This window comes from Janthinobacterium sp. NFX145, from assembly GCF_049810325.1.
Taxonomy (GTDB): domain Bacteria; phylum Pseudomonadota; class Gammaproteobacteria; order Burkholderiales; family Burkholderiaceae_D; genus Janthinobacterium; species Janthinobacterium rivuli.
Map to the genome: position 1 here is coordinate 297,223 of NZ_CP187360.1, position 24,907 is coordinate 322,129.

22 protein-coding genes and 2 pseudogenes are annotated in these 24,907 nt (G+C 62.0%); 20 read left to right on the forward strand and 4 right to left on the reverse strand.

Features of this window, described 5'->3' with window-relative positions:
• Position 1: 1 nt before the first annotated feature.
• The 4 genes from yajC to ACPJXG_RS01245 all read left to right on the forward strand — a co-directional run bounded on the left by yajC (position 2) and on the right by ACPJXG_RS01245 (position 4,234).
• Positions 2–334: a preprotein translocase subunit YajC gene (yajC, locus tag ACPJXG_RS01230; RefSeq protein WP_035822846.1), complete on the forward strand. Its 333-nt coding sequence runs from the start codon at positions 2–4 to the stop codon at positions 332–334.
• A 97-nt stretch (positions 335–431) separates the two neighbouring features.
• Positions 432–2,297, forward strand: a complete 1,866-nt coding sequence (secD, locus tag ACPJXG_RS01235) for a protein translocase subunit SecD (RefSeq protein ID WP_425253145.1) — start codon at positions 432–434, stop codon at positions 2,295–2,297.
• 90 nt (positions 2,298–2,387) lie between these two features.
• Positions 2,388–3,410, forward strand: a complete 1,023-nt coding sequence (secF, locus tag ACPJXG_RS01240; RefSeq protein WP_035822841.1) for a protein translocase subunit SecF — start codon at positions 2,388–2,390, stop codon at positions 3,408–3,410.
• Positions 3,411–3,484: 74 nt separating this feature from the next.
• Positions 3,485–4,234, forward strand: a complete 750-nt coding sequence (locus tag ACPJXG_RS01245) for a hypothetical protein (protein WP_425253146.1) — start codon at positions 3,485–3,487, stop codon at positions 4,232–4,234.
• Between the two features lie 437 nt (positions 4,235–4,671).
• Here ACPJXG_RS01245 and ACPJXG_RS01250 read toward each other — a convergent pair whose 3' ends face one another.
• Positions 4,672–4,812 (reverse strand): hypothetical protein, encoded by a 141-nt coding sequence (locus ACPJXG_RS01250; RefSeq protein WP_425253147.1) that lies wholly within the window; start codon positions 4,810–4,812, stop codon positions 4,672–4,674.
• Positions 4,813–5,110: 298 nt separating this feature from the next.
• Here ACPJXG_RS01250 and ACPJXG_RS01255 point away from each other — a divergent pair, with 298 nt between their 5' ends.
• From ACPJXG_RS01255 to ACPJXG_RS01285, 7 genes and pseudogenes are all read left to right on the forward strand, one after another.
• Positions 5,111–5,380: a hypothetical protein gene (locus ACPJXG_RS01255; protein WP_402719670.1), complete on the forward strand. Its 270-nt coding sequence runs from the start codon at positions 5,111–5,113 to the stop codon at positions 5,378–5,380.
• 59 nt (positions 5,381–5,439) lie between these two features.
• Positions 5,440–5,826 (forward strand): hypothetical protein, encoded by a 387-nt coding sequence (locus ACPJXG_RS01260; RefSeq protein WP_402719669.1) that lies wholly within the window; start codon positions 5,440–5,442, stop codon positions 5,824–5,826.
• A 455-nt stretch (positions 5,827–6,281) separates the two neighbouring features.
• Positions 6,282–6,368: pseudogene (locus ACPJXG_RS01265) on the forward strand (biotin/lipoyl-binding protein); the annotation flags it as partial.
• Positions 6,369–6,496: 128 nt separating this feature from the next.
• Positions 6,497–6,844, forward strand: a pseudogene (locus ACPJXG_RS01270) (ATP-binding cassette domain-containing protein); the annotation flags it as partial.
• Positions 6,845–6,900: 56 nt separating this feature from the next.
• Positions 6,901–7,602 (forward strand): helix-turn-helix transcriptional regulator, encoded by a 702-nt coding sequence (locus tag ACPJXG_RS01275; RefSeq protein WP_425253148.1) that lies wholly within the window; start codon positions 6,901–6,903, stop codon positions 7,600–7,602.
• A 74-nt stretch (positions 7,603–7,676) separates the two neighbouring features.
• Entirely contained in the window at positions 7,677–8,303 is a 627-nt protein-coding gene (locus ACPJXG_RS01280; RefSeq protein WP_425253149.1) for a glutathione S-transferase family protein, read from the forward strand.
• Positions 8,304–8,490: 187 nt separating this feature from the next.
• On the forward strand, positions 8,491–8,652 hold the full coding sequence (locus ACPJXG_RS01285) for a hypothetical protein (RefSeq protein WP_425253150.1): 162 nt from the start codon (positions 8,491–8,493) through the stop codon (positions 8,650–8,652).
• Here the strand turns inward: ACPJXG_RS01285 and ACPJXG_RS01290 are convergent.
• From ACPJXG_RS01290 to ACPJXG_RS01300, 3 genes are all read right to left on the reverse strand, one after another.
• The gene (locus ACPJXG_RS01290; protein ID WP_099376227.1) at positions 8,649–9,497 is read right to left on the reverse strand and encodes an HDOD domain-containing protein; all 849 of its coding nucleotides are present in this window, start codon (positions 9,495–9,497) and stop codon (positions 8,649–8,651) included. The genes ACPJXG_RS01285 and ACPJXG_RS01290 overlap by 4 nt on opposite strands.
• Before the next feature lie 151 nt (positions 9,498–9,648).
• Complete coding sequence (locus ACPJXG_RS01295) at positions 9,649–9,933, reverse strand: hypothetical protein (RefSeq protein ID WP_034745526.1); 285 nt, start codon at positions 9,931–9,933, stop codon at positions 9,649–9,651.
• Positions 9,934–9,978: 45 nt separating this feature from the next.
• A complete protein-coding gene (locus ACPJXG_RS01300; protein ID WP_176389670.1) occupies positions 9,979–10,407 on the reverse strand; it encodes a MarR family winged helix-turn-helix transcriptional regulator in 429 nt (142 codons plus the stop codon).
• 131 nt (positions 10,408–10,538) lie between these two features.
• On the opposite strand from ACPJXG_RS01300, the gene ACPJXG_RS01305 reads away from it, so the two are divergent.
• From ACPJXG_RS01305 to ACPJXG_RS01345, 9 genes are all read left to right on the forward strand, one after another.
• A complete protein-coding gene (locus ACPJXG_RS01305; RefSeq protein WP_035822832.1) occupies positions 10,539–11,483 on the forward strand; it encodes a GlxA family transcriptional regulator in 945 nt (314 codons plus the stop codon).
• 139 nt (positions 11,484–11,622) lie between these two features.
• Entirely contained in the window at positions 11,623–12,864 is a 1,242-nt protein-coding gene (gene astC / locus ACPJXG_RS01310) for an acetylornithine/succinylornithine family transaminase (protein ID WP_425253151.1), read from the forward strand.
• A 107-nt stretch (positions 12,865–12,971) separates the two neighbouring features.
• A complete protein-coding gene (locus tag ACPJXG_RS01315) occupies positions 12,972–14,003 on the forward strand; it encodes an arginine N-succinyltransferase (protein WP_035822830.1) in 1,032 nt (343 codons plus the stop codon).
• Between the two features lie 13 nt (positions 14,004–14,016).
• Positions 14,017–15,069 carry an arginine N-succinyltransferase gene (gene astA / locus ACPJXG_RS01320; RefSeq protein ID WP_402719665.1) on the forward strand — a complete coding sequence of 351 codons (1,053 nt, stop codon included), beginning with the start codon at positions 14,017–14,019 and terminating at the stop codon, positions 15,067–15,069.
• A complete protein-coding gene (gene astD / locus ACPJXG_RS01325; RefSeq protein ID WP_402719664.1) occupies positions 15,062–16,552 on the forward strand; it encodes a succinylglutamate-semialdehyde dehydrogenase in 1,491 nt (496 codons plus the stop codon). The genes astA and astD overlap by 8 nt, the downstream gene beginning before the upstream one ends.
• 11 nt (positions 16,553–16,563) lie before the next feature.
• Positions 16,564–17,904 carry an N-succinylarginine dihydrolase gene (gene astB / locus ACPJXG_RS01330; RefSeq protein ID WP_425253152.1) on the forward strand — a complete coding sequence of 447 codons (1,341 nt, stop codon included), beginning with the start codon at positions 16,564–16,566 and terminating at the stop codon, positions 17,902–17,904.
• Between the two features lie 149 nt (positions 17,905–18,053).
• A complete protein-coding gene (locus tag ACPJXG_RS01335) occupies positions 18,054–22,781 on the forward strand; it encodes an NAD-glutamate dehydrogenase domain-containing protein (protein WP_425253153.1) in 4,728 nt (1,575 codons plus the stop codon).
• Positions 22,781–23,776 carry a succinylglutamate desuccinylase gene (locus ACPJXG_RS01340; RefSeq protein WP_425253154.1) on the forward strand — a complete coding sequence of 332 codons (996 nt, stop codon included), beginning with the start codon at positions 22,781–22,783 and terminating at the stop codon, positions 23,774–23,776. Before ACPJXG_RS01335 ends, ACPJXG_RS01340 begins: the two co-directional genes overlap by 1 nt.
• Before the next feature lie 147 nt (positions 23,777–23,923).
• Positions 23,924–24,892 carry a DUF2167 domain-containing protein gene (locus ACPJXG_RS01345; protein WP_425253155.1) on the forward strand — a complete coding sequence of 323 codons (969 nt, stop codon included), beginning with the start codon at positions 23,924–23,926 and terminating at the stop codon, positions 24,890–24,892.
• The last annotated feature ends 15 nt before the right edge of the window (positions 24,893–24,907 follow it).

The following is a 24,907-nucleotide window of genomic DNA, read 5'->3' on the forward strand; positions in this document are numbered from 1 at the left end:
CGTGTTTTTCATTTCCAACGCTTATGCGCAAGCCCCAACCGAAGCCCTGGGCCTCGGCGGCAACCTGACCAGCTTCCTGCCGCTGGTATTGATGTTCGTGGTCATGTATTTCCTGATGATCCGCCCACAGCAAAAACGCGCCAAAGAACAACGGGCGATGATGGACGCGCTGGCCAAGGGTGACGAAGTCGTCACCGCCGGCGGCATGCTGGGCCGTGTTGTCAAGGTAGTGGACGCTTACGTCACCATCGAAGTGGCGGCCGGCACCGAAATCACGGTGCAAAAGAGCTCCATTACCACCTTGCTGCCTAAAGGCACCCTGAAGGCACTGTAATTCCTCGCTGTCATTGCTTCTGCAATGACAGACCCGGGGCGGCTATCCGCCGCCCCTCGGGACGCCTCCGACGCTCAACACTGAACGCTGAATCACTATGAATCGCTATCCTGCCTGGAAATACATCATCATCGTCGTCGCCTTATTGCTGGGCGCACTTTATACGGCGCCCAATTATTTCGGTGAATCACCGGCGCTGCAAGTAACCAGCGGCAAGTCGACCGTCAAAGTGACGGGCGATCTGATGACGCAAGTCGAGCAAATATTGACGAAAGAAAACGTCAAGTCGGAAGGTGTCACCATGGATGGCGCCGGCAACCTCGCCTCCGTGCGCGTGCGTTTCGCCGATCCCGATACCCAGTTCAAGGCGAAACTGGTGCTGGAAAAGGACCTCAATCCCGATTCCACCGATCCCGCGTACATCGTGACGGTCAACCTGCAAGCCAATACCCCGATGTGGATGCAAAAGCTGCATGCCTTGCCCATGTTCCTGGGCCTGGACTTGCGCGGCGGCGTGCACTTCCTGATGCAGGTCGATGCGAAAGCAGTACTGAACAAGAAAGTGCAGGGCGTCCAGTCCGCCGCGCGTAGCGTGTTGCGCGACAAGAATATCCGCCACGCCGGCATCGAGCGCGTGGGCGACAGCGTGCAGATCAACTTCCGCGACGCGGAAACGCGTGTGAAAGCTAAAAATGTTCTGTCCGACCAGATGACGGAGCTGACGTTTGCCGATGCGGGCGAAGGCAGCGACCTGAAACTGAACATCACCCTGAAGCCTGCCGCCCTGAAGGCGACCATCGACGAAGGCGTGAAACAGAATATTTCCACCCTGTCCAAGCGCGTCAACGAGCTGGGCGTGGCCGAGCCGCTGATCCAGCAGCAAGGTCCTGACCGCATCGTGGTGCAATTGCCTGGCGTGCAGGACGTGGCCCGCGCGAAAGCCATCATCGGCCGCACGGCGACCCTGGAAGTGCGCCTGGTCGATGAAAGCATCGTGCCTGGCACCGAACTGTCGAGCGCCATTCCATTCAACTCGGAACTGTTCACCGTCGGCAAGGGCGTCCCTGTCGTGCTGGCGAAAGACGTGATCCTGACGGGCGACTATATCTCCAGCGCCACGGCCAGCTTCGACCAGAACCAGCAGGCTGCCGTGTCGATCGACCTGAACGGCGACGGCGGCCGCAAGATGCGCGAAGCGACGCGCGAGCGCGTGGGCAAGCGCATGGCCATCGTGCTGTTTGAAAAGGGCAAGCCGGAAGTGCTGTCGGTTGCCACCATCCAGCAGGAACTCGGTTCGCGCTTCCAGATCACCGGCATGGGCGGCGCGGAAAACGCCAACGAACTGGCGCTGCTGCTGCGCTCGGGCGCACTGTCCGCACCGATGACCGTCATCGAAGAACGCACGATCGGACCGCAACTGGGCGCGGAAAACATCGCCAAGGGCTTCCACTCGACCCTGTACGGTTTCATCGCCATCGCCATCTTCATGATCGCCTATTACATGCTGTTCGGCGCCTTCAGCGTGCTGGCCCTGGCCACCAACCTGCTGTTGCTGGTCGGCTTGCTGTCGATGATCCAGGTGACCCTGACACTGCCAGGTATCGCCGCTATCGCGCTGGCGCTGGGTATGGCGATTGACGCCAACGTGCTGATCAATGAACGTATCCGTGAAGAGCTGCGTGCCGGCAATACGCCGCAAGCGGCGATCGCCGCCGGCTTCGACCGCGCCTGGGCCACGATTCTGGACTCGAACGTGACCACCCTGATCGTCGGCCTGGCACTGCTGGCCTTCGGCAGCGGTCCCGTGCGCGGCTTCGCTGTAGTGCATTGCCTGGGCATCCTGACCTCGATGTTCTCCTCCGTCTTCGTCTCGCGCGGCGTGGTCAACCTCTGGTATGGCCGCAAGAAAAAGCTGACGACCTTGTCGATCGGCACGGTGTGGGTGCCGGGCACCAGCAAATAAGCGGCGGCCCGAACTCACTCCATAGCGACAACAGCGATAGCGTCCGGTGGCACAGCCGCCGGACGCACAGAAAAGAACTCAGAGGATTTCATGGAATTTTTCCGGATCAAAAAAGATATTCCCTTCATGCGCCATGCGTTGATTTTCAACGTGATTTCGGCCGTGACCTTCATTGCCGCCGTCTTCTTCCTGTTCCACAAGGGCTTGCACCTGTCCGTGGAATTCAAGGGCGGCACCGTGCTGGAGGTGAAGTACCCGAAAGCGGCCAACCTCGAGGGCATACGCGGCACCCTGATCGGCATGGGCTACGAAGAACCTGGCGTGACCAGCTTCGATACGGCGCGCGACGTCATGATCCGCCTGCCGGTGGAAAAAGGCGTGACTGCCGCGAATACCTCGCAGCGCGTGTTCGAAACCCTGTGCAAGGTCGAGCAAGGCACGACCAAGGGCATCGATACCGTCACCGACAAGGGTGAGCATGTGATCAAGAGCGCCTGTATGGATGCTGCCGGCAATGAAGCGCTGGTGCTGCAGAAAGTCGAATTCGTCGGCCCGCAAGTGGGCGACGAATTGACGCAGAACGGCCTGAATGCGCTGGTGGTGGTGATTCTGGGCGTGATGGCATATCTGGCCGTGCGCTTCGAATGGAAATACGCTGTCTCGGCGATTATCGCCAACTTGCATGACGTGGTGATCATCCTGGGCTTCTTCGCCTTCTTCGAGTGGGAATTCTCGCTGACGGTACTGGCGGCGATCCTGGCGGTGCTCGGCTATTCCGTCAACGAATCGGTGGTGATCTTTGACCGTATCCGCGAAAACTTCCGCAAGCAGCGCAAGGCAACCGTGCATGAAGTGATCGACAACGCGATCACCAGCACCATTTCGCGTACCATCATCACCCACGGCTCGACCCAGATGATGGTGCTGTCGATGCTGGTCTTCGGCGGCCAGACCCTGCACCACTTCGCACTGGCGCTGACCATCGGTATCTGCTTCGGTATTTACTCGTCCGTGTTCGTCGCGGCCTCGATCGCCATGTGGCTGGGCGTCAAGCGCGAAGACTTGATCAAGCCGATCAAGGAAAAAGACGAAACCGACGGCGCCGTGGTGTAAGCGCAGGTTTTTTTGCAGGTCGAATGAAGAACGATCACCGTTAGCGGTGGTCGTTTTTTTTATGGCGGATGACGATGAAGCGTTTTTTATGGGCAGGTGTGATGGCGGGCGTGACGGCGTTGGCCGGCGCCGCCGATTTCAGCCGTACTGGCAGCGGCAGCATTGCCATGCGCGGCCCGGTCGCCGAGGGCGACGTGGACAAGCTGCGGCGGCTGGCCACGCCGGACACCAGGCTGTTGCGCGTCAATAGCGATGCTGGCGATGCGCAGGCGGCGATGCAGCTGGGACGCATGGTGCGCCAGCTGCGGCTCGATATCGCCGTCGACACCGTGTGCGCAGGCAGCTGCGCCCTGTACGTTTTTCCCGCTGCTCGCGGCAAGCGCATTCCGATGGGCGCCGTGCTGGCGCTGCAGGAATCGGCCTTTTTGCGCGCGCAGGCGGACCGGGTGCAGCTGCGGCGCACCCTGGTCGGAGCGGGCGTGGCGGCCGAGGACCTGGACAGTGAAACGCAAGCGCTGGCAGCTCAATTGGCAGAGACGGCGGCGCTGGAAACGGCGTTTGCCGCGCAGCTGGGCATTGCGCCCGCCTTTTACCGCGACTTCCGGCAAGTGGCGGCGCAGGCCGAGAGCGTGCGCCAGCGCTTTCCCGACCAGGAGGCGGCCGTCTACTGGTGGCCGGCCGGCACCCGCCTGCAGCGCTGCTACGGTATCGGCGGCGTGGACGAGGGCACGCGCGCGGCGCGCCTGGCGCCCGATGGCTATCTGTACGTGCCGGCCCTGTCGGCGCTCGTTATGGGTGACCAGGGCTTGTCTGACTGTTTATGAAACGAGTCCACAGGGCCTCGAGCACGCATTTATCTCGGCGATTTTCGGGCCATCACCTTCCAGTTGGCAGCCCAGACGCACTGGAGGCGTCGGAATGCCTCGGCTCTGACCTCCTTCAGAGAAATCAGACGCCGTAGATTGTGGGCGGCGACATTCCAATGGAGCTGTTCGGATCAAGTACGACTTCAAAGTGCAAGGTGTCGTGTTTGCTGACGTGCTCACCTTGATTCTGCACACCAGCTTGTAATGCTTGTCGACGTTGGCCGAGACCTTGTTGCCGAAGCAGGACCGGCCATGCTTCGTGCTCCAGCGCGCATCGACGTTTTTCTGGCGCTGCTTGACTGGAACTCCATCTGCTCGTCGCTCAGGTTAAATAATTGCTCGATCAACAGAGTCCGAATCATCACCCGGTCGGGAATGGTGGGCGGCCGCCTCGCTCACGGCTGTGGCGTGGCACTATTGACCGCGTCCGCCAGCGCGGCGAAGTCACGATGCCGCTCCATCAACCGCAGCGTATAGCCAGGCTTGTTCAGCTTCGCTTCGCGCTCTTGGTTGGCAAACAAACTGGTTTTGATCATAAAAATTGAGGCGGAATCAATGTGCCGGCATCATGTCATGATCCGCCCAGTTTTTTGAGGTTCCCTAGCGACGCATTTTTAGGAGTAATCCTATATCTCACTCCCATGATCTTTTGGACAATCATTTTCAGTTCAGCTCACCAGGAATATTTTTATAAAAACGTATTTCACCCGCCATCTCAAAGATCGTTTTTATATAAAATATTGCAAACCATATAGGTCTTGGTGAAAATTCTGAATATTTAACCGTCCCACAGATCGTGAGTCGATTCATTTAACTTACTACACGGAGCCAAAAATGCAGGTTATGACATCAGCGGAAATTGATGCAGTAAGCGGTGCTGGAGATGCAGGAGCTGCGATAGGCGCCGTAGCCGGAGGTATTGCTGGCCACATGTATGGTGGCGTCGCAGGTGCAGTCATCGGCTCCGCCTTTGGCCCTGCCGGAGCCATGGCAGGCTATGTCATCGGCCGTCAACTAGGCGGTTATATCGGTAGTGGAGGTGGTGGCTGGCTGGGTAGTCGGATGCAAAATCAATTAAGTGGGATGCAAAATCAATTAAAATAATAATTATCTAATGATTATATTTTTATGGCAATGCCGGGTGCTTCTATGGAAAAATCAAGATGACAAGTATCAAACTGAATAAACTGGCATTGTTCATCAATACAGGATGCTGTCTTGCCGGGATCTTGGCCTATTCATTAGTTGCACCAGGTACACCCACATTAAACACAGCATGTTTTGCCGCTTTAGGTATGGCGGCTTCCTTCTTTGGCATAAAAGCCATAACAAAACGATTTCGCGGTACCATTTTTGAAAAAAATGACCAGGCTAAAATTGATCCAAGCTCAGCAGCAGTCAAGTTTTTGCTGTCAGCACCAATTCTGTTGGCAATAGTTGAAATATCGGCGCTTTTATGGTTTGGTTTCGAACCAAGAAGTGTCAGTGCCATTCATATTATTGCTGCCTGCGCTGCAGGACAAAATGCTGAAGCCGCATTCAAAAGCTAGTTTATTGATCTCAAATTATGCCCTTCCATAGAGCTGGCATATCACTTATTCATCCGGCACATTCCATAGTTCTGTCGCGTGATCATTCAATGTAACAGACAGAGTAAGACTTTCCGGCGATGTCGTATTTCCGTCCTTTCCCGGTAGGTATCACGATCGAAACCGAAGTTTGATTGCTATTCAAAAAGAAAACTATTTTGTGTAACCAATCAAACGCTACTGCACCAAGCCCTAGCCCGCCTATGCAAGCGCTGTTCCGCCAGCAAGCCATCGAGCGTCTGGGCAATAAACAATACGGCACGGTGCTGCTTGCGCGCTCCGTCAGCCATGTATTCCTGACCTGGCTGTTCCTTGCCATCACGCTGGCCATCGTCGCTTTCTTCATCTTCTTCAGCACCACGCGCAAGGCGCAGTCGCAGCGCGTGCTGTTGCCGACCGGCGGCGTGATCCGCATCATGCCGGGCCAGGCGGGCGTCATTGCCGGGGTACGCGTCAAGGAGGGGCAGGTGGTGCGCGCGGGCGAGGTACTGTTCGTGCTGTCGGGCGAACGCAGCAGCACCAATGCGGGGGCGCCCCAGCAGGTCGTATCAAGCCTGTTGAAAAGCCGGCGCGATAGCTATGACGCGGAATTGCAGCAGTCGCGCCTGCCGTCCTGCTGCAAACGGAAGCGGCCGAATGCGGCCTGGCCGCCGTGCATGGGGAAATCGCCGCTATGCCGATGGGCTTCAATACCCTGGTGGGCAACATCGGCAGCGGCCTGTCCGGCGGCCAGAAACAGCGCATTCTGCTGGCGCGCGTCCTGTACAAGAAGCCGAAGCTGCTGGTGCTCGACGAAGCGACCAGCCACCTCGATACGCGGAACGAACAGGCCGTGAACGCGGCAATCCAAACAATCGCGCTCACGCGCGTGATCGTTGCGCACCGCCCGGAAACTATCGCCATGGCGCAGCGGGTGGTGGTATTGTGTCAAGGGGCAATTTCCCAGGATGTTATGCAAGAGGTAAAGTGTACGGTGTAACTGTTGTATGCCGTTTCGTTTGATTATTGAGTAATTGTTTTTTTTATGAGATTGCCATGAGCCGCAGCGGCCGTTTGTTCCTGCTGATGGACGCCATGCGCGCCAGGCGCGTGCCCGTCACGGCGGCCCAGCTGGCGCAGCAGCTGGGCGTGTCCGAGCGCACGATTTACCGCGATATCCAGACCCTGGCCGAACTGGGCGCGCCCCTGCAGGGGGAGGCCGGTATCGGCTATGTGCTGCGCCGTGGCGCCTTCCTGCCGCCGCTGATGTTCGGCGCCGATGAACTGGAAGCGCTGGTGCTGGGCGCGCGCTGGGTGCGCCGGCAGGGCGATGCGGGCCTGGCGCAGGCGGCCAGCAATGCCCTGGCCAAGATCGCGGCCGCCTCGCCGCGCGACCTGCGCGACAGCATGGCCGAGACCAGCTTGTGGGTGCCGCTGGGGCGCCCCGCCGAAGGCACGCAGGCGGCCGATCGTTATGTGCAGCCCGTGCGCGAAGCGATCCGCTACGAACAGAAAATCACGCTCGCCTATGAGGATGAGCAGGGCAGCGCCACCTCGCGCACGGTGTGGCCGTTTGCCCTGGCCTTTTTCGAAGGCAAGCGCCTGCTGGCCGCCTGGTGCGAGCTGCGCGGCGATTACCGGCATTTCCGCATCGACCGCATCGCCAGCGTGCGGCAGCACGAGGAACGCTACCCCACGCGGCGCCACGTGCTGCTCGATGCCTGGCGCAAGGCGCACGAGATTGATCCGGAATCCTGATATCCGCTCCTGACAAAAACTGTCAGTGACGGCGACTACGATGGTGGCTTCCTCACTCACCGGAGCCATCTACCATGCGCCTGTACCACCACCCCATGTCCTCGAATGCCCGCCGTGCCCTGATGACGGCGATCCACCTCGGCCTGCCGCTGGAACTGGCCGAAGTCGACTTGATGAATGCGGACGACCGCCGCCGCCTGGGCGAACTGAACCCGAACGGCAAGGTGCCCGTGCTGGCCGATGGCGATTTCCTGCTGTGGGAATCGTGCGCCATCATGCAATACCTGGCCGAGCAGGTGCCGGGTCAGACGCTTTATCCGCAGGCGCCGCAAGCGCGCGCCGACGTCAACCGCTGGCTGTTCTGGGCCGCACAGCACTTCGCGCCCGCCATCAGCGTGCTGGCCTGGGAACGCGCCTGGAAGGGCATGACGGGCAATGGTCTGGCGGATCCGCTGGAAGAGGCGCGCGGCGAGCGCGACCTGCATGAGTGTGCCGTGGTGCTGGACGCGCATCTGGCGGCGCGCAGCTGGGTGAGCGGCGATGATGTGACCCTGGCCGATTTCGCCGTGGCCGCGCCGCTGATGTACAGCGAGGCCGTGCGGCTGCCGCTGGCGCAGTACCAGCATATCCAGGCGTGGTTTGCCCGCGTGCGGCAGCTGCGCGCCTGGCAGGAAACGGATGTGGAACTGTTGCCGGGATAATCTGCGCGCTAAGTGTGCCAGCGCACGGAGCTGGTGCGGCGCAACGCATAAGATAGGGCTGTCTCTTTCAGGACATCCCTAGCTTTGGACTTTACCCGCTTTCGAGCGGGTTTTTTTTTGAATAGCGGCTTGATAAATTGCCAATCGCTGCACAGATGGGACGCACCCCACTTCCCGCAGGTACGCCATGTTCATGCCACGCCATCCGAAACCCTTGTTGAGTACCAGGGCGGTCGCCACGCAAGTCGTCCAGCAAAAGCAGGGAACGCAGGCCATGGACAAGCATGTGCTGATCGTCGATACGCTCAAGCCGGCGGCGCCGCCGGTCATCAAGAAGCCAGCGGATTAGTGCACCAGCACCTTCAGCAGCGACTGCACTTCATCGTCCGATTCTTCCATGATGCTCGACAGGGTCGCATCGTCGCCGATCAGGCAATCGATGCTGCGTGCGGCGCGGGCCGCGCGCACGGCGATGGCGGCCGGGCTTTCGTTGAGGGGCGACGAGACGGGCGCCAGGTCATTCGCCAGCAGCAGGGTGTCGCCCAGCGATTCGGGCGGAATGGCGCGCAAGCCTTCCCACAGCGCACCGATGGCGCCCATCACCGCTTCCGGCACCTTCAGTTTGGCCAGTACGCCGTGGCCGATAGCCTGTTCGCCATGTTCGACCCAGTCTTCCGGTTCGCCGTCGAGGATGCCGGGGAATTCAGCCGCGCGCGACAGCAGATAAAAGCCGCCCACTTCATGCATGATGCCTGCAAACAGGGCCGTATCGGGGTCCACTTTGGTGACGCGGCGGGCCAGTACCTGCGACAGGGCCGCCACGTGGGCCGTATGCTCCCACAGCTGGTTGGCCTTCGCTTGCAGCACGGGATCGGTGATGGTGCTGCCCAGCTGGCGCACGATCAGCGATGCCACCACCGATTGCAGGGTGCGCACGCCGAGCCGCTGCACGGCGTTGCGCACGCTGGTGATTTCATTGCCGGAACGGTTGAACGCCACGGAATTGGCGATGGCCACCGTGCGCGCGGCCAGCAGCGGGTCAGCCTGCACCAGCTTGGCGGCGGCCTCGATATGGCAGTCGGGATCGGCCAGCGCCTCTTGCAGCTTGAGCGAAGCGTCCACATTGGCAGGAAAGGTCAGCTCGCCACGAGCGGCTTGTGCGGCGATGCTTTTAAAGGCGTCGAGTCTGTTCATTGAAAAAATTATACTCGCAATATTTCCGTACGGAACTTTTTAACCATGATCTTTTCGCAAACAGCTTAGCAAAAGGCAAGCAAAGCCCCGTAAACGGAAAAAGGCATGCCCCGTTATCGGCGGCATGCCTCTTTTGATAACGCGAGCGTTATCAGTCTGCTTCGCTAAATATCGCGTCGCAGCCTTCAACGAGCTCATCGCTGTCTTCCAGCTCATCCGTCAAGCCCAGGTCGAACAATTCCTCGACGGCGTTCATGAAGCTGTTGTGCTTGGTGGCGCCGATCAGGCGGTAGATTTCGCCGTCTTCGTTGCGCACGCCGATGATCAGTTTTTCCTGGCGCACCAGTTCCGGCGTGCTGGCGTTGAGCAGCAGGTTGCCGATGATGTGTTTATCGAAATGAGCAGGCTTTTTGCCTTCGAGCAGTGAGGTTTTCAACTTGGTTTCCTTTGTCTTGTTTGAATGTCTGTGCTTGGTGAATGGTCAGCCGTTGGCGATGGCCTGTTTCAAGCCCGCCAGGGTGCTTTCCAGGCGTATGAAATCGTCTTCGGTATAGCCGTCGAACAGGCGCTGGCCCTGTTTTGTCAGCTTGGGGAACACGTCATGGAACACCTGTTCTCCCTCGCAGCTCAGGCGCACGTAATAGGAACGCTTGTCGCGCGGACAACGTTCGCGGATCACCAGCCCCTTTTGTTCCAGTCGGTCCACCACGCCCGTCAAGGTACCCTTGGTAATCAGGGTTTTCTGGCCCAGTTCCTTGTAGGACATGCCGGAGGTGTTGCCGAGCGTGGCGATGATGTCGAATTGCGCATGCGTCAAGCCGTACTGGCGCACGAAGTCGCCAGAAAACCGCTCGAAGCCTTGCATGCATTCGGCCAGCAGCCGGATACTTTTTAAATATCGTTCACCCATGGGGGTGATTATATCCTTCCGCCCCGCTTTTTTCCGCCGCGCCGGGATGCGCCCTTGCACGCGGGTCTCGATGGGGCGGAAGTCCGGTATCATGTGGGCAACTCAGCCCTTGCCCCTGGCCCGCCTCGCCGATGTCCTTCGCTAATCTTTCCCGTATCGGCCTCGACAAACCGCTGCGTTTGCTGCTGGTGCATGCCGGCGATGCCGAGTCGATCACCTGGGCCGGCCTGGTGCAGCCGCTGCGCCTGTGCGCGCGGGCGCTGGGGCCGGACGCCCTGCGACTGGACGTGCGCACGCCGGAACAGGTGGCCGCGCAGGGGGGCAACTGGCATATCGCGCTGCTGGTGGCCGACGAAACGGAAGCGCCGTTGCGCGCCGAGCTGTGCCGGGCCGTGATCGAACGCTGCCGTTCGGCGCCATTCTGGGGCGGCGTGGGCGCGGCCGTGCTGTGGCTGGCCGACGCGGGCGTCATGGATGGCGTGCGCATCGCCTTGCCGTGGGCCCTGTACGCGGATGCGGAAGCGAAGGCCGAACGGGCCATCCTGACGCCGCACCTGTTCGATATCGACGGCCCGCACATCACCTGTTGCGGCGGCGCGGCCAGCATCGACTTTTCGCTGACCCTGATCGAGACCATCTTCGGCGCCGACGTGCAGGCCCTCGTCAAGGAAGCGCTGTGCGTGGACAAGGTGCGCGGCAAGGAAGAGCGCCAGAGGGTGGCCCTGCAGGCGCGTTTCGGCGTGCTGCAGCCGAAATTGTCCGAAGCGGTGACCTTGATGGAAGCCAATATCGAGGAACCGCTGTCGACCGACGACATCGCCAGCCTGGTGGGCCTGTCGCGGCGCCAGCTGGAGCGGTTGTTCAAGCAATACCTGGGCAGTCTGCCGTCGCGCTACTACCTGGAGTTGCGCCTGCAGCGCTCGCGGCAATTGTTGCTTGATACACATTATTCCATCGTGCAAGTCGGCCTGATGTGCGGCTTTTCCTCCGGTTCGCACTTTTCCACGGCCTTTGGCACCCTGTTTGGCAATACGCCGCGGGAAGAGCGGCAGCGCAAGCTCATGCCTCCCGCGTAATTAAGCAAGCCTGGCTGTGATGAATTGTGAAAATCCTTGTCGCAGATTCAAAAGAGTTTTAGCATCCCGCTTTTTATAATGCAGTACACACGTAGCTGTCGTAGCTGCGGAGTACCTAACATATTGATGGGGAAATGCTATGAATGCCAAGCTTGATTCGACCGTAACGGCTCGTCCAGTCACCCGGGAAACCTTTGACCAGGTCCTCGTTCCTACCTACGCCCCTGCAGCCATGGTGCCAGTGCGCGGTTCCGGTCTGGATCTGTGGGACCAGACCGGCAAGCATTACCTCGATTTCACCTCCGGCATCGCCGTCAACAGCCTCGGTCACTGCCATCCTGCGCTGGTCGACGTGCTGACCAAGCAAATCAATAATTTGTGGCATTTGGGCAACGGCTACACCAATGAGCCTGTGCTGCGCCTGGCGCTGGCCCTGACGGAAGCGACCTTCGCCGACCGCGCCTTCTTCTGCAACTCGGGCGCGGAAGCCAACGAAGCGGCCCTGAAACTGGCGCGCAAGTACGCGCACACCAAGTTCGGCGCGCACAAGTCGCGCATCATCTCGTGCTTCAGCTCTTTCCACGGCCGCACCCTGTTTACGGTCTCCGTCGGCGGTCAGGCCAAGTATACGGAAGGCTTCGAGCCGCTGCCGCCGTCGATCGACCACATCGCCTACAACGACATCGAAGCGGCGCGCGCCGCCATCGGCGATGACGTGTGCGCCGTGATCGTCGAGCCGGTACAAGGCGAAGGCGGCGTGGTGCCGGGCAACCCTGAGTTCCTCAAGGAGCTGCGCGCCCTGTGCGACAAGACGGGCGCCCTGTTGATTTTCGACGAAGTCCAGAGCGGCATGGGCCGCACTGGCGCGTTGTTCGCCTACATGGGTTACGGCGTCACGCCGGACATCCTGACGGCCGCCAAGGCGCTGGGCAACGGCTATCCGATCGGCGCTATGCTGACCACGAATGAACTGGCGCAGACCTTGGCCGTCGGCACCCACGGCACCACCTACGGCGGCAACCCGCTGGCCGCCACCGTGGCCCTGACCGTGCTGGAGACGATCAACACGCCGGTGTTCCTGGCGCGCGTGAAAGAAGCGAGCGTCAACACCATCGCCATGCTGCAAGGCTTGATCACGGATTACCCGCAAGTGTTCTCCATCGTGCGCGGCAGCGGTTTGCTGCTGGGTCTGGTAGTCAGCGATGCCTGGAAAGGCCGCGCGAAAGACATCCAGAAAGCGGCCGAAGCGCAAGGCTTGATGGTGCTGATCGCCGGCATGGACGTGGTGCGCCTGGCGCCGGCCCTGATCGTCTCGGACGAGCAGATCGCCGAAGCAGGCCGTCTGCTGCGCGTGGCCATCGACGGCATGCTGAAAGCCTGAAGCTAGCCCCGCTCCCTGTTTGATCACCGGCCCGCCGCTTTGCTGCGGGCCGGCTTGGTTCTACCCGGGTATTCAGCCCAAGTATCGTCAGCATTGAAGGAGTACCCATGTATGTTGTCCGTCCGGTAGAAATTGCGGATATCGCAGCCCTCGAAGCGCTGGCCGCGGTAACCATGCCGGGTGTCCATACCCTGCCGAAGACGCGCGAAAAAATCGCCGCCTCCGTCGAGCGCTCCATCGCCTCGTTTGCCGCCCATGTCGACATCCCCAGCGAAGAGTCGTATCTCTTCGTGCTTGAATCCCTGCTCGACAAGAGCATTGCCGGCACGGCCGCCATCTTTGCCTCGGCCGGCTCGAACGGCACCTATTTTTCCTTTCGCAACGACGTCATCCAGCAAGTCTCGCGCGACCTGAACATCAGCCACAGCGTGCATGCGCTGACCCTGTGCTCGGAGTTGACGGCATACTCGCAGCTGTCCGGTTTCTACGTGCGCAACATGGAGCAGGCGGGCCTGGAAGCGGCCCTGTTGTCGCGCGCGCGGCTGCTGTTCGCCGTGCTGGCGCCGCACCGTTTTGGCGACCGCTTCTTCGTGCCGCTGGCCGGCATCACGGATGCCAACGGCCAGTCGCCATTCTGGGATGCGCTGGGCCGCAAATTCTTCCAGATGGATTTCCTCGATGCCGAGAAAGTCATCGGCGGCGCGCGCAATCGCACCCTGATCGTCGAACTGATGCCGCATTACCCCGTCTACGTGCCGCTGCTGCCCGGCGACGCGCAGGCGGCCATGGGCCAGATCCATCCGAGCGGCGAACTGGCATTCAATTTGCTGACGGAAGAAGGCTTTGAAGCCGACGACTACGTCGACATCTTCGATGGCGGTCCGATCCTGCAAGCGCACAAGCATGCGCTGCGCTCATTTACGGGTTCGCTCACGCGCCGCGTCGTCGCAGGCGTCACACCCAGCCGCACGGGCCTGAAAGTGCACTATGCGGTCGCTTCCGGCGCCGAACGCAATTTCCGCGCCGTGACTTTTACCTGCGATGCGCTCGAAGCGCAGGACAGCGTCGGCTTGCCGGCAGACTTGCTCGAGGCGCTGGCCGTGGCCGAAGGCGACAGCGTCATTTGCGTGCGTATCTAAGGGAGTTAATTTTATGCTAGTAGTACGCGCCATCAACGCCAATGACCTCGATGCCCTGTATGGCCTGGCCAGCCAGGTCGGCACCGGCATGACCACCCTCAAGCCGGACATGAAAATGCTGGGCGACCGCCTGGCCATCGCCTGCGCCTCGTTCGCCGAAACCATCCCGCCCGAAAAGCGCGACTACATGTTCGTCATGGAGGATACGGATACGGGCCGCCTGGCCGGCGTGTGCGCCATCAAGGGCGCCGTGGGCCTGGACGAACCGTTCTATAACTACCGCATCGGCACCCTGGTCCATTCCAGCCGCGAACTCGATGTGTTTACGCGCATGGAAACCCTGTACCTGTCGAACGACCTGACGGGCAGCACGGAACTGTGCTCGCTGTTTCTGCACCCCGATTACCGCAGCGGCAACAACGGCAAGCTGCTGTCGAAAAGCCGTTTTCTCTTCATCGCCCAGTTCCCGCAGCTGTTCACGGAAAAGCTGATCGCGGAAATGCGCGGCTACCAGGCGCCGGACGGCAGTTCGCCGTTTTATGAAGGCCTGGGCCGCCACTTCTTCAAGATGGATTTCCACCACGTCGACGATTTGACGAGCCTGGGAAAAAAATCCTTCATCGCCGAACTGATGCCGCGCCAGCCCATGTACGTGGCCTACCTGCCCGACGAGGCGCAGGAAGTCATTGGCAAGGTGCATCTGAGCACGGCGCCCGCGCGCCGCCTGCTGGAACAGGAAGGCTTGCACTTCGAAGGCTATGTCGATATTTTCGACGCCGGTCCCGTGCTGCAGGCGCGCGTCTCCGAACTGCGCGCCATGCGCGACAGCATGCCGGCCGTGCTCGACGCCGCGACTGTGCCGGAAGTGTGTGGCGACGTTGCCCAGGCCGAGCCTTACCTGGTGTCGAACACCGACCTGAAAGATTTCCGCATGATCGTCACCAGCGCCAATCCGCACAGCGGCAAGATCGCGCTGGACGACGATGAACTGCATCTGCTGCGCTGCCATCACGGCGACACCGTGCGCACCTTGTCACTCAACCCGAGGAAGCATCCCCATGTCTAACGTATTGAATCCATCTACCGCAGCATCGAACTTCATCAACGGCGCCTGGCTGCCAGGCACGGGCCGTGAACTGCTCACCATCGATCCGTCGAACGGCAAGGAGACCTGGGCCAGCCTGGAAGCGACGGAACACGAAGTCGAAGAGGCGTGCCAGGCCGCGCGCGCCGCCTTTGAAGCATGGGCCGAGACGCCCGTCGAAGAGCGCATTGCCATCTGCGTGCGCTTTCGCGAACTGCTCAAGGAACATGCGGAAGCGCTGGCGCTGCTGATCTCGGAAGAAGTGGGTAAACCATTGTGGGAGTCGCGCACGGAAGTGGCCACCATGGCCAACAAGATCGATATCTCGGTGCAGTCGTATCACGCGCGCACGGGCATCACGCAAAGCAAGATCGCCGATGGCGACGCCGTGCTGCGCCACCGCCCGCATGGCGTGTTCGGCGTGTTCGGCCCGTACAATTTCCCCGGCCATCTGCCGAACGGCCACATCGTGCCAGCCCTGATCGCTGGTAACACCATCGTCTTCAAGCCCAGCGAATATGCACCGCGCACGGCCATCAAAACGGTGCAGCTGTGGCAGCAGGCCGGCTTGCCCAATGGCGTCGTCAACCTCGTCAACGGCGGGCGCGATACGGGCGTGGCGCTGGGCGCCAATCCACACCTCGACGGCGTATTGTTTACGGGTTCGTGCCAGACGGGCATCAGCCTGCATCGCCAGTTCGGCGGCCAGCCGGGCAAGATGCTGGCGCTGGAAATGGGCGGCAACAACGCTTTAGTGGTGTGGGACGTGAAGGACGTCGACGCGGCCGTGCACCACGCGATCTTCTCCGCCTTTGTCTCGGCCGGCCAGCGCTGCACCTGCGCGCGCCGCCTGGTGGTGCAGGACAATGCAGCGGGTTCTGCCTTCATCGCGCGCCTGGTGGAAGTGGCCGCGAAACTGGGCATCGGCGCGTCCGATGCGCAGCCGCAGCCATTCATGGGTCCCGTGGTATCGAGCGCCGTGGCCGCGCGCCTGGTGCAGGCGCAATCGGACATGGTCGCCAAGGGCGGCACCACCCTGCTGCAGATGCGCCAGTTGAATCCCGAGGCGGGCTTTGTCACGGCTGGTATCGTCGATGTCACCGCTGCTACCGGCATCCCCGACGAGGAATGGTTCGGCCCACTGTTGCAAGTGATACGCGTGGCCGATTTCAACGCTGCCCTGAAGGTCGCCAACGCCACCGAATTCGGCCTGGCCGCGGCGCTCCTGTCCGACGATCCGGCCCTGTGGCAAACCTTCCAGGTACGCGCGCGCGCTGGCATCATCAACTGGAACCGTCCGACCACGGGCGCGGCCAGCACGGCGCCGTTCGGCGGCATCGGCAAGTCGGGCAACCACCGTCCGAGCGCGTATTACGCGGCAGATTACTGCGCCTACCCGGTCGCCTCGATCGAGAACAGCGCGCTGGAAATGCCGGCCAAGCTGTCGCCCGGCCTGAATTTTTAAGGAAACTCCCCATGCACAGCACGCGTGAATACAATTTTGACGGCCTGGTCGGGCCATCGCATAACTATGCCGGACTCTCGTTCGGCAACGTGGCCTCATTCAGCAATGTGAAAAGCGCTTCCAATCCGAAGCAGGCCGCCTTGCAGGGTCTGGCCAAGATGCGCGAACTGGCCGCGCGCGGCTTTGCGCAAGCCTTGCTGCCGCCGCAGGACCGGCCGAATTTCCGCCTGCTGCGCTCCATCGGCTTCACGGGCACGGATGCCGAGGTGCTGGCGCGCGCCTACAAGGAATCCCCGGTGATTCTGGCTTGCGCGTATTCCGCCTCGCCCATGTGGACGGCGAACGCCGCCACGGTCAGCCCATCGGCCGACACGCAAGATGGCCGCGTGCATTTCACGGCCGCCAACCTGAATAACAAGCTGCACCGCGCCTTCGAGCACGCGCAGTCGGCGCGCAGCCTGCGCGCCATTTTCAGCGACGACAAGCACTTTGCCGTGCACGACGCGCTGCCGTCCACGCCCGCCTTTGGCGACGAGGGCGCGGCCAACCACACGCGTCTGGGCGCCAGCCACGGCGCGCCATCCGTTGAATTGTTCGTGTATGGCCGGGTGGAGTTCGACCCGTCCGCACCGTCGCCGAAGCGCTATCCGGCGCGCCAGACCCTGGAAGCGTCGCAAGCCGTGGCGCGCCTGCATGGCCTGGACGCGAAGCGCACCGTGTACGTGCAGCAGAACCCGGACGTGATCGACCAGGGCGTGTTCCATAACGACGTCATCGCCGTCGGCAATGGCAATGTGCTGTTCTACCATGAACAGGCGTTTGCCGATGAAGAGGCAAGCCTGTCGCAGCTGCATCGCGCCGTCGCCGCCACGGGCGCGCAACTGGACGCGCTGCGCGTGGACACGGGCCAGGTGCCGATCCAGGATGCGGTGACCAGCTATCTGTTCAACAGCCAGTTGCTGACGAAAGAGGGCGGCAAGATGGCGCTGGTGATCCCGCAGGAATGCCAGGAAAACCGCGCCGTGTCGCGCTACCTGGAAGGCCTGGTGGCCAGCGGTGGTCCGATTGACGAACTGATTCATTTCGATCTGCGCCAGAGCATGCGCAACGGCGGCGGGCCCGCCTGCCTGCGTTTGCGCGTGGCCCTGATGGAAACCGAGGCGCGCGCCATGCATCAGGGCGTGATCATGACGGAAACGCTGTACCATCGGCTGGTGCAGTGGGTGGAAAAACATTACCGCGACCATCTGGAGCCGGGCGACCTGGCCGACCCGCAGCTGGCGCTGGAAGTGCATGCGGCGCTTGAAGAATTGACGATCATCCTCAACTTACCGGGATTGTACGACTTGTAGGCGATAGAAAATACACAGAAAAAATCCGAGACAGACTATCCGCAACACAGAATTGGACGGGCGACCCCCGTCTCTTGACACCGCTGCCGCCCAGCCACAAGCCCTAACGACAGCGTTGGACATTCACATTACCGTAATGGAGATGCAAGATGAATCACACGCCACAAGATTTGCGTACACAAACGCTGGAGTTGATTAACGCGGCTGGCAATGCAGGCAAGGCGGCAGCGCCTGTCGTGCAGCTGGTGCAGGCATGGCTCGACTCGCTCGATGCCGAAGACCTGGCCGACATCGCGCCCGACAGCCTAGCGCCCGTGCTGGTGGACGGCTTCACGCAAGCGGCCAAGCGCACCGGCAACGGCTGCCAGATCGCCACCCTGCGTTATGCGGATGGCCGTGGCGGCATGGCGAGCGCCTTGCTGATCCTGAACGAAGACATGCCTTACCTGGTCGACTCCATCGTCATGGCCATGCGCCGCCAGCACCTGGCCGTGCGCGGCGTGATGAACACCGTGCTGCCCGTGCGCCGCGCTCTTGATGGCAGCGTCGAAGCGGTGCGCCAGTCTGGCGACCCGCTCGAATCGTATGTGCTGGTGCTGCTCGACGAAGAGCTGGCGCCGCAAGCCCAGACCGCGCTGGTCGCCGCCCTGGAGACGGTCGCGCGCGACGCCGCCATCGTGCGCCGCGATGCCGCCGCCATGAGCGAGCGCCTGGCCACCGTCGCCACGGCTGCAGCGCAGCATGGCGAAGAAGGCGCGGAAGTGGCGGCCTTCCTGGAGTGGGCCCGCAGCGGCGGCTTTGAAGTCTTCGGCTACGCCTACTACCGCGTCAAGCCGGGCGTGCGCGAACTCGAACGCGACATTCCTAGCCGTGTTGGCGTGCTGCAGGATACGGCGCACCCGGTCTACGGCACCTGCCTGGCGAATATTCCCGGCGACTTCGATACCCTGGCCAAGCGCGACTCGGCGCTGTCCATCGTCAAGGCCGACGTGGCGGGCACTTTGCACCGCGACCAGCAGTTAGATTTCATCGGTGTGCGCGACATGGATGCGCAAGGCGCGATTCTGGGCGAGCATTGCTTCGTCGGCCTGTTCACCCGCGCCGGCAATTCCACTCCGCTGGCGGCGCTGCCGTTCGCGCGCGGCCGCGTGGCCAAGGTTTTGAGCCTGGCCGGCGTGCGCCAGCAAGGCTTCCGCGCCGAGAAATTCCGCGAAATCCTCGAATCCCTGCCGCGCACGGAAGCGCTGGAAGCGGACCTCGACTGGCTGGCGCAAGTGTGCGGCGCCGTCGTTTCGCTGTACAAGCAGCCGCGCACCAAGGTCTTCGCGCGCCGCGACGTGTATGCGCGCCACCTGAACGTGCTGGTCTACCTGCCGCGCGAGCGCTACAGCGCCAGCGTGGCATCGAGCCTGGCGAAAGCCCTGCAAGCCAGTTCCGGCGCCACGCACGTGAGTATGCAAACCCTGGTGGCCGACGGCCCCCTGGCGCGCGTCTACCTGATCGCCCACGCCGCCCGCTACCCGCTGGACCTGGAAACGGATATCGAACAGCCGCTGCTGAGCGTGCTCGATGGCTGGCATAACGGCTTTGCCGCCGTGGCCGACGCCGTGCCTGACGTGGCCCTGCGCACCAGCCTGCGCAAACTGTGCGCTACCTTGCCGCTCGATTACGTGGCCGCCACCGCGCCGGCCGTCGCCTTCCGCGACCTCGACACCATCCTGCGCAACACGGATCCGGCGCACGTGGCCGTGCGCATCGAGACGGGCGCCGTCACCACGATTCGCCTGTACTCGGCCAACAAGGTGCCGCCGCTGTCGACCATCCTGCCGGCCCTGCACAATGCGGGCGTGGCCATCGACCGCGAACAGGCGTATTCCGTTTCGCTGTCCGACGGCACGCGCTATTTCGTCACCAGCCTGACGGTCGATGCGGCCAGCGCGGCGAAACTGGCGCAGCCATCCGTCGTCGCCGTCGCGCAGGAATTGTTTGCCGCCCTGTTCAACGACACGGCCGAAGATGGCCGCCTGAATGGCCTCGTCATCGAAGGCGGTTTGTCGACGCGCGAAGTGCAGCTGGTGCGCGCCTACACCAGCTACTGGCGCCAGACGGGCAGCCGCTTCTCGGTGCGCTACATCGCCGAAAGCCTGCGCAAGCAGCCGGCCCAGGTCAAAGCCCTGGTCGAAGCCTTCCTGCAGCGCTTTGATCCTTCGCTGTCCGACGCGCAGCATGCGACGGCCCTGGAAAGCATCGCCGCCATCAAGGCTGGCCTGCCTTCCGTGAACCACGCGGACACCGAGGAAATCCTCGGCGCGCTGGCCGACCTGATGGCCGCCACCCTGCGCACCAGCTACTTCCAGAACAATCAACAAGGCGACAAGATCATCTTCAAGTTCGACACCAGCAGCCTGGCGCTGGTGCCGGAACCGCGTCCTTACCGCGAGATTTTCGTCTTCTCGCGCCGCTTCGAAGGCGTGCACCTGCGCGGCGGCCCCGTCGCCCGCGGCGGCTTGCGCTGGTCCGACCGGATGGAAGACTACCGCACCGAAGTGCTTGGCCTGGTGAAAGCGCAGATGGTCAAGAACGCCGTCATCGTGCCGGCCGGCGCGAAGGGCGGTTTCGTCTGCAAGATGATGCCGAAAGACGCCGTGCGTGAAACCATCGCGGCCGAAGGCGAAGCCGTCTACCGTCTGTTCATTTCCAGCCTGCTGGAAGTGACGGACAACCGCTCGCTGGGCAATATCGTCCCGCCGGTCGACACCGTCTGCTTCGATGAAGCCGATCCTTACCTGGTGGTCGCCGCCGACAAGGGCACGGCGACGTTCTCGGACATCGCCAACGGCATCGCCGTGCAGCGCGGTTTCTGGCTCGGCGACGCGTTCGCCTCGGGCGGCTCGAACGGCTATGACCACAAGAAGCTGGGCATCACCGCCAAGGGTGCATTCGAAGCCGTCAAGCGCCACTTCTATGAAATGGACCACGACCTCAATACCACCCCGATCACCATGGTCGGCGTGGGCGACATGTCGGGCGACGTGTTCGGCAATGGCGTATTGCTGTCGCGCCAGCTGAAACTGGTGGCCGCATTCGACCATCGCCACATCTTCCTCGATCCGACACCGGACGTCGCCGTCTCGTTCGAGGAACGCGCACGCCTGTTCGCCTTGCCGCGTTCCTCGTGGGATGACTACAACAAGGACTTGATCTCGGCAGGCGGCGGCGTGTATCCGCGCTCCGCCCGCAGCATCGAACTGTCGCCGCAGATCCGCGCCGCGCTCGATATCGCGGAAACTGCGCTGGCGCCGGAAGAACTGATGCATCGCATCCTGAAGTCGCCTGTGGACCTGTTCTACAACGGCGGCATCGGCACCTACATCAAGGCGTCGACGGAGAGCCACGCGCAAGTGAAGGACCGCGCGAATGACCACATCCGCGTCAGCGGCAATGAGCTGCGCGTAAAAGTCGTGGCCGAAGGCGGTAACCTCGGTGCGACGCAGGCGGGCCGTATCGAGTTCGCGCTGGCCGGTGGACGCATCTTCACCGATGCGATCGACAACTCGGCCGGCGTGGATTGCTCGGACCATGAAGTGAACGTGAAAATCTGGCTGGACGTGGAAGTCAATGCGGGCAAGCTGACGGAAGCCGAACGCAATCGCGAGCTGTATGCGATGACGGACGACGTCGAGCGCCTGGTCTTGCGCGACAACACGCAGCAGACGCATTTGCTGGTGCGCGAATTGCAGGCACAAAGCGAAAGCGCCGTGCAGGATGGCTATGCCGCGCTGATCGCCAGCCTGGAAGAAGAAGGTGCCCTGTCGCGCGAGCTGGAGCAGCTGCCGTCGGTGGCCGAACTGGCGCGCCGCAAGAGCGACGGTCGTGGCTTGAGCACGCCGGAACTGGCGGTGGTGATCGCCAACGTGAAGAACCGCTTCAAGCGCATCCTGTCCGCCTTGCCGTTGACGGGCGAAACGTGGGCCGAGCCGGTCCTGAAACCGTACTTCCCGTCCCTGCTGGTGGAAACCCGTTCGGCGCTCGACCACCCGCTGGCCAACGCCATCCTGGCGACCGTGCTGGCCAATGAAGTGATCAACCGCTGCGGCCCGCTGATGATCCGCAACCTGGCGGCGGAACACGGCGTGGACGAATCGACCGTGATCCTGGCCTGGGGCCAGGCATGGGTGGCGCTGAACCTGGCGCCCGTGTTCGACGCGCTCGATGCGGATGCCTTGACGATTCCACGCGAGGTGTCGATCAAGGTCGACGCGCAAACGCGCGTGCTGCAGCAAACCATGATCGCCGGCGTGCTGTCGGTGCCGGCCGAGCAATTGCGCGGCGCCGGTCTGGCCGAACTGACTCGTTTGTTTGGCGCGGAATCGAAGCGCGAGCTGCTCAAAGCCGTTGGCATCAAGTCGGAAGCGGCGCTGGTGCCGGGCCTGAGTCCGGCCTTCGTGCAGGCGTGGGATGCGGTCGACGCGCTGGAAGTCGTTGCCGGCTTCCTGTTCCCGGCCCTGTCCGTGCCGCGTCCTGCTTCGATGGACCTGGCGGCCTTCCTGCAAGTGGGCCTGGCCCTGCGCAGCCAGGCGGGCATCGACACCCTGGAGCGTGGCCTGAAGCTGGCCGCGCAAGGCAAATCGCAGGAACAGTTGCGCAACTACGCGCAGCAGGCCCTGCGCCGCACGCAACAGCGTCTGCTGACGCAAGTGCTGGCGCGCGCCGAGCAAGGCAATGCGGGCCAGGCCGTCGATGCCGTGACGGGCGCGCTGGGCCTGTCGGCCTATGTGGCGGCGACGGAACTGGAGCAAGCCATGCTGGACGTGTGGACCTTGTCGGAAGCCGTGAATAAAATCACGGCGAAAACCCCAGCGGAAGCGGCGGTGTAATGACGCAAGAAGTAACGCAGGGAGTAACAGCGGTAGTGCAGGCGCTGGCGCAGGCCGATTTCAGCGGCGTGGCCCAGTTGTTTGCGGACGCCGGTTTCACGGTGGCCTTGCCGGCGCCCGGCATGCTGCAAGTCGTCAAGCCGGGAGAGGCGCGCGCCAGCGTGGCCGTCTCGGTGGGCGTGCATGGCGACGAAACGGGACCGATCGAAGTGCTGGCGCATCTGCTCGACGCGCTGTCGCGCGATGCGTCCGCACTGGCCGTCGACCTGCTCGTTTGCGTGGGCAATGTCGATGCGATCCGGGCCGGCAAGCGTTTCATCGACGCCGACCTGAATCGCATGTTCCGCCCCGTGCGGGGCAGCCTGGCGCAAGCGGCGGAAAGCGCGCGTGCCGATGAAATGATCGCCGCCACGTCAGCGTTCTTTGCAGCGGCGGGCCCTGTGCGCTGGCACCTGGATTTGCACACGGCCATTCGGCCCTCCGTGTATCCCACGTTTGCCATCGTGCCGGACCTGGTGGCTGACGATGCCAAGGCGCAGCTGATAGCCTGGCTGGGCCAGGCCGCCATCGGCGCCATCATCATGAACCCGCAGTCGGCCGGCACCTACAGCTATTATTCGGCCGAGCATTTCGGTGCGGCCGCCAGTACGGTGGAGCTGGGCCGCGTGGGCACCCTGGGGCAGAACGATTTGTCCCTGTTCGACGACGTGTCGCGGGCGCTGGACGGCTTGCTGCGGGGCTTGCCTGCGCAGCCCGTCAAGGCAGCGCCGCACGTGTTCAAGGTGGCGCAGGAAATCATCAAGCACAGCGATGAATTCCGCATGGCGTTTGATCGCAGCACGCAGAATTTCACGTCCCTGCCGCAGCACGCCGTGATCGCCAGCGATGGCGACCACGTCTACACGGTGCAGCACGCGGAAGAACTGGTGGTGTTTCCCAACCCGGACGTGCGCGTGGGCTTGCGCGCGGGCTTGATGGTGGTGCGTACCTCCTGATCGTCCAGCCGTCACACAGCATCAAGCGCCAGCCGGGGAAACCCGCCTGGCGCTTTTTTCATAAAAAGATGCCGCACAGAAATAATTATCCATTAAGCAATCAACTGGTTTAAAATATTTGCCCTTTTGTAAATTCCTGGACCGATCATGTTGAAACGCCTGCTGACAGCGCTGCTGTGCCTGACCCTCTCCGGCCTGACGGCTGCCGCCCCTGCCGAAGAGAAGGCTGCCGCAACGGAAATGACGGCCGAGCAATTCCTTGCCCAGTTGCACCTGCAGCGCGGCAAGATCACTTTGCCTGGCGGCATCGCCACCCTGGATTTGCCTGCCAACTTCCGTTATTTGTCGCCAACGGACGCCGAGCGCGTGCTGGTCGATGCCTGGGGCAATCCGCCGGGCATGGAATCGCTGGGCATGATCGTGCCCGCCAAGATCAGCGTGCTTGAGCGCGATAGCTGGGGCGTGGTGGTGACGTATGAAAAAGAAGGGCATATCAAGGATGACGATGCGGACAGCATCAAGTACGACGAATTGCTCAAGGATATGCAGGCGTCCGTGCTGGAAAACAATGCGGAGCGCAAGAAGCAGGGCTATCCCGGCATCCATTTGATGGGCTGGGCGGAAAAACCCAGCTATGCCAAGGATACGCACAAGCTGTACTGGGCCAAGGATTTGATGGTCGATGGCGGCGAGCACTCGCTGAACTACAACGTGCGCGTGCTGGGCCGTGAAGGAGTGCTGAACCTGAACGCGATTGCCAGCATGCAGCAGATCGCGACGATCAAGACAGAGATGCAGCAAGTGACGGCGTTCACGGAATTTACCGACGGCAACCGCTACACGGATTTCGACAGCAAGACGGACAAGGTGGCCGAGTATGGCCTGGCGGCGCTGGTGGCTGGCGGCGTGGCCAGCAAGCTGGGCCTGTTTGGCAAACTGCTGGCGCTGCTGCTGGCCTTCAAGAAAGTGCTGCTCCTGGCCGTCGTGGGCGGCGGCGCGGCCATCGTCAAGTTTTTCACTGGCAGGCGCAAGGACAAGCCGGCACCGATACAGCCGCAGGAGTCCGTTGAACAGCCAGCGCATTTACCGGACGGCAAGGTGAATCTGGACAAGTAAGCTTGTGTGCGTACC

Excerpts from the sequence above, each read along its gene's own strand:
- secD (WP_425253145.1), top strand. The coding sequence starts at position 432 with ATGAATCGCTATCCTGCCTGGAAATACATCATCATCGTCGTCGCCTTA.
- secF (WP_035822841.1), top strand. The coding sequence starts at position 2,388 with ATGGAATTTTTCCGGATCAAAAAAGATATTCCCTTCATGCGCCATGCG.
- ACPJXG_RS01245 (WP_425253146.1), top strand. The coding sequence starts at position 3,485 with ATGAAGCGTTTTTTATGGGCAGGTGTGATGGCGGGCGTGACGGCGTTG.
- ACPJXG_RS01250 (WP_425253147.1), bottom strand. The coding sequence starts at position 4,812 with ATGATCAAAACCAGTTTGTTTGCCAACCAAGAGCGCGAAGCGAAGCTG.
- ACPJXG_RS01255 (WP_402719670.1), top strand. The coding sequence starts at position 5,111 with ATGCAGGTTATGACATCAGCGGAAATTGATGCAGTAAGCGGTGCTGGA.
- ACPJXG_RS01260 (WP_402719669.1), top strand. The coding sequence starts at position 5,440 with ATGACAAGTATCAAACTGAATAAACTGGCATTGTTCATCAATACAGGA.
- ACPJXG_RS01275 (WP_425253148.1), top strand. The coding sequence starts at position 6,901 with ATGAGCCGCAGCGGCCGTTTGTTCCTGCTGATGGACGCCATGCGCGCC.
- ACPJXG_RS01280 (WP_425253149.1), top strand. The coding sequence starts at position 7,677 with ATGCGCCTGTACCACCACCCCATGTCCTCGAATGCCCGCCGTGCCCTG.
- ACPJXG_RS01285 (WP_425253150.1), top strand. The coding sequence starts at position 8,491 with ATGTTCATGCCACGCCATCCGAAACCCTTGTTGAGTACCAGGGCGGTC.
- ACPJXG_RS01290 (WP_099376227.1), bottom strand. The coding sequence starts at position 9,497 with ATGAACAGACTCGACGCCTTTAAAAGCATCGCCGCACAAGCCGCTCGT.
- ACPJXG_RS01300 (WP_176389670.1), bottom strand. The coding sequence starts at position 10,407 with ATGGGTGAACGATATTTAAAAAGTATCCGGCTGCTGGCCGAATGCATG.
- ACPJXG_RS01305 (WP_035822832.1), top strand. The coding sequence starts at position 10,539 with ATGTCCTTCGCTAATCTTTCCCGTATCGGCCTCGACAAACCGCTGCGT.
- astC (WP_425253151.1), top strand. The coding sequence starts at position 11,623 with ATGAATGCCAAGCTTGATTCGACCGTAACGGCTCGTCCAGTCACCCGG.
- ACPJXG_RS01315 (WP_035822830.1), top strand. The coding sequence starts at position 12,972 with ATGTATGTTGTCCGTCCGGTAGAAATTGCGGATATCGCAGCCCTCGAA.
- astA (WP_402719665.1), top strand. The coding sequence starts at position 14,017 with ATGCTAGTAGTACGCGCCATCAACGCCAATGACCTCGATGCCCTGTAT.
- astD (WP_402719664.1), top strand. The coding sequence starts at position 15,062 with ATGTCTAACGTATTGAATCCATCTACCGCAGCATCGAACTTCATCAAC.
- astB (WP_425253152.1), top strand. The coding sequence starts at position 16,564 with ATGCACAGCACGCGTGAATACAATTTTGACGGCCTGGTCGGGCCATCG.
- ACPJXG_RS01335 (WP_425253153.1), top strand. The coding sequence starts at position 18,054 with ATGAATCACACGCCACAAGATTTGCGTACACAAACGCTGGAGTTGATT.
- ACPJXG_RS01340 (WP_425253154.1), top strand. The coding sequence starts at position 22,781 with ATGACGCAAGAAGTAACGCAGGGAGTAACAGCGGTAGTGCAGGCGCTG.
- ACPJXG_RS01345 (WP_425253155.1), top strand. The coding sequence starts at position 23,924 with ATGTTGAAACGCCTGCTGACAGCGCTGCTGTGCCTGACCCTCTCCGGC.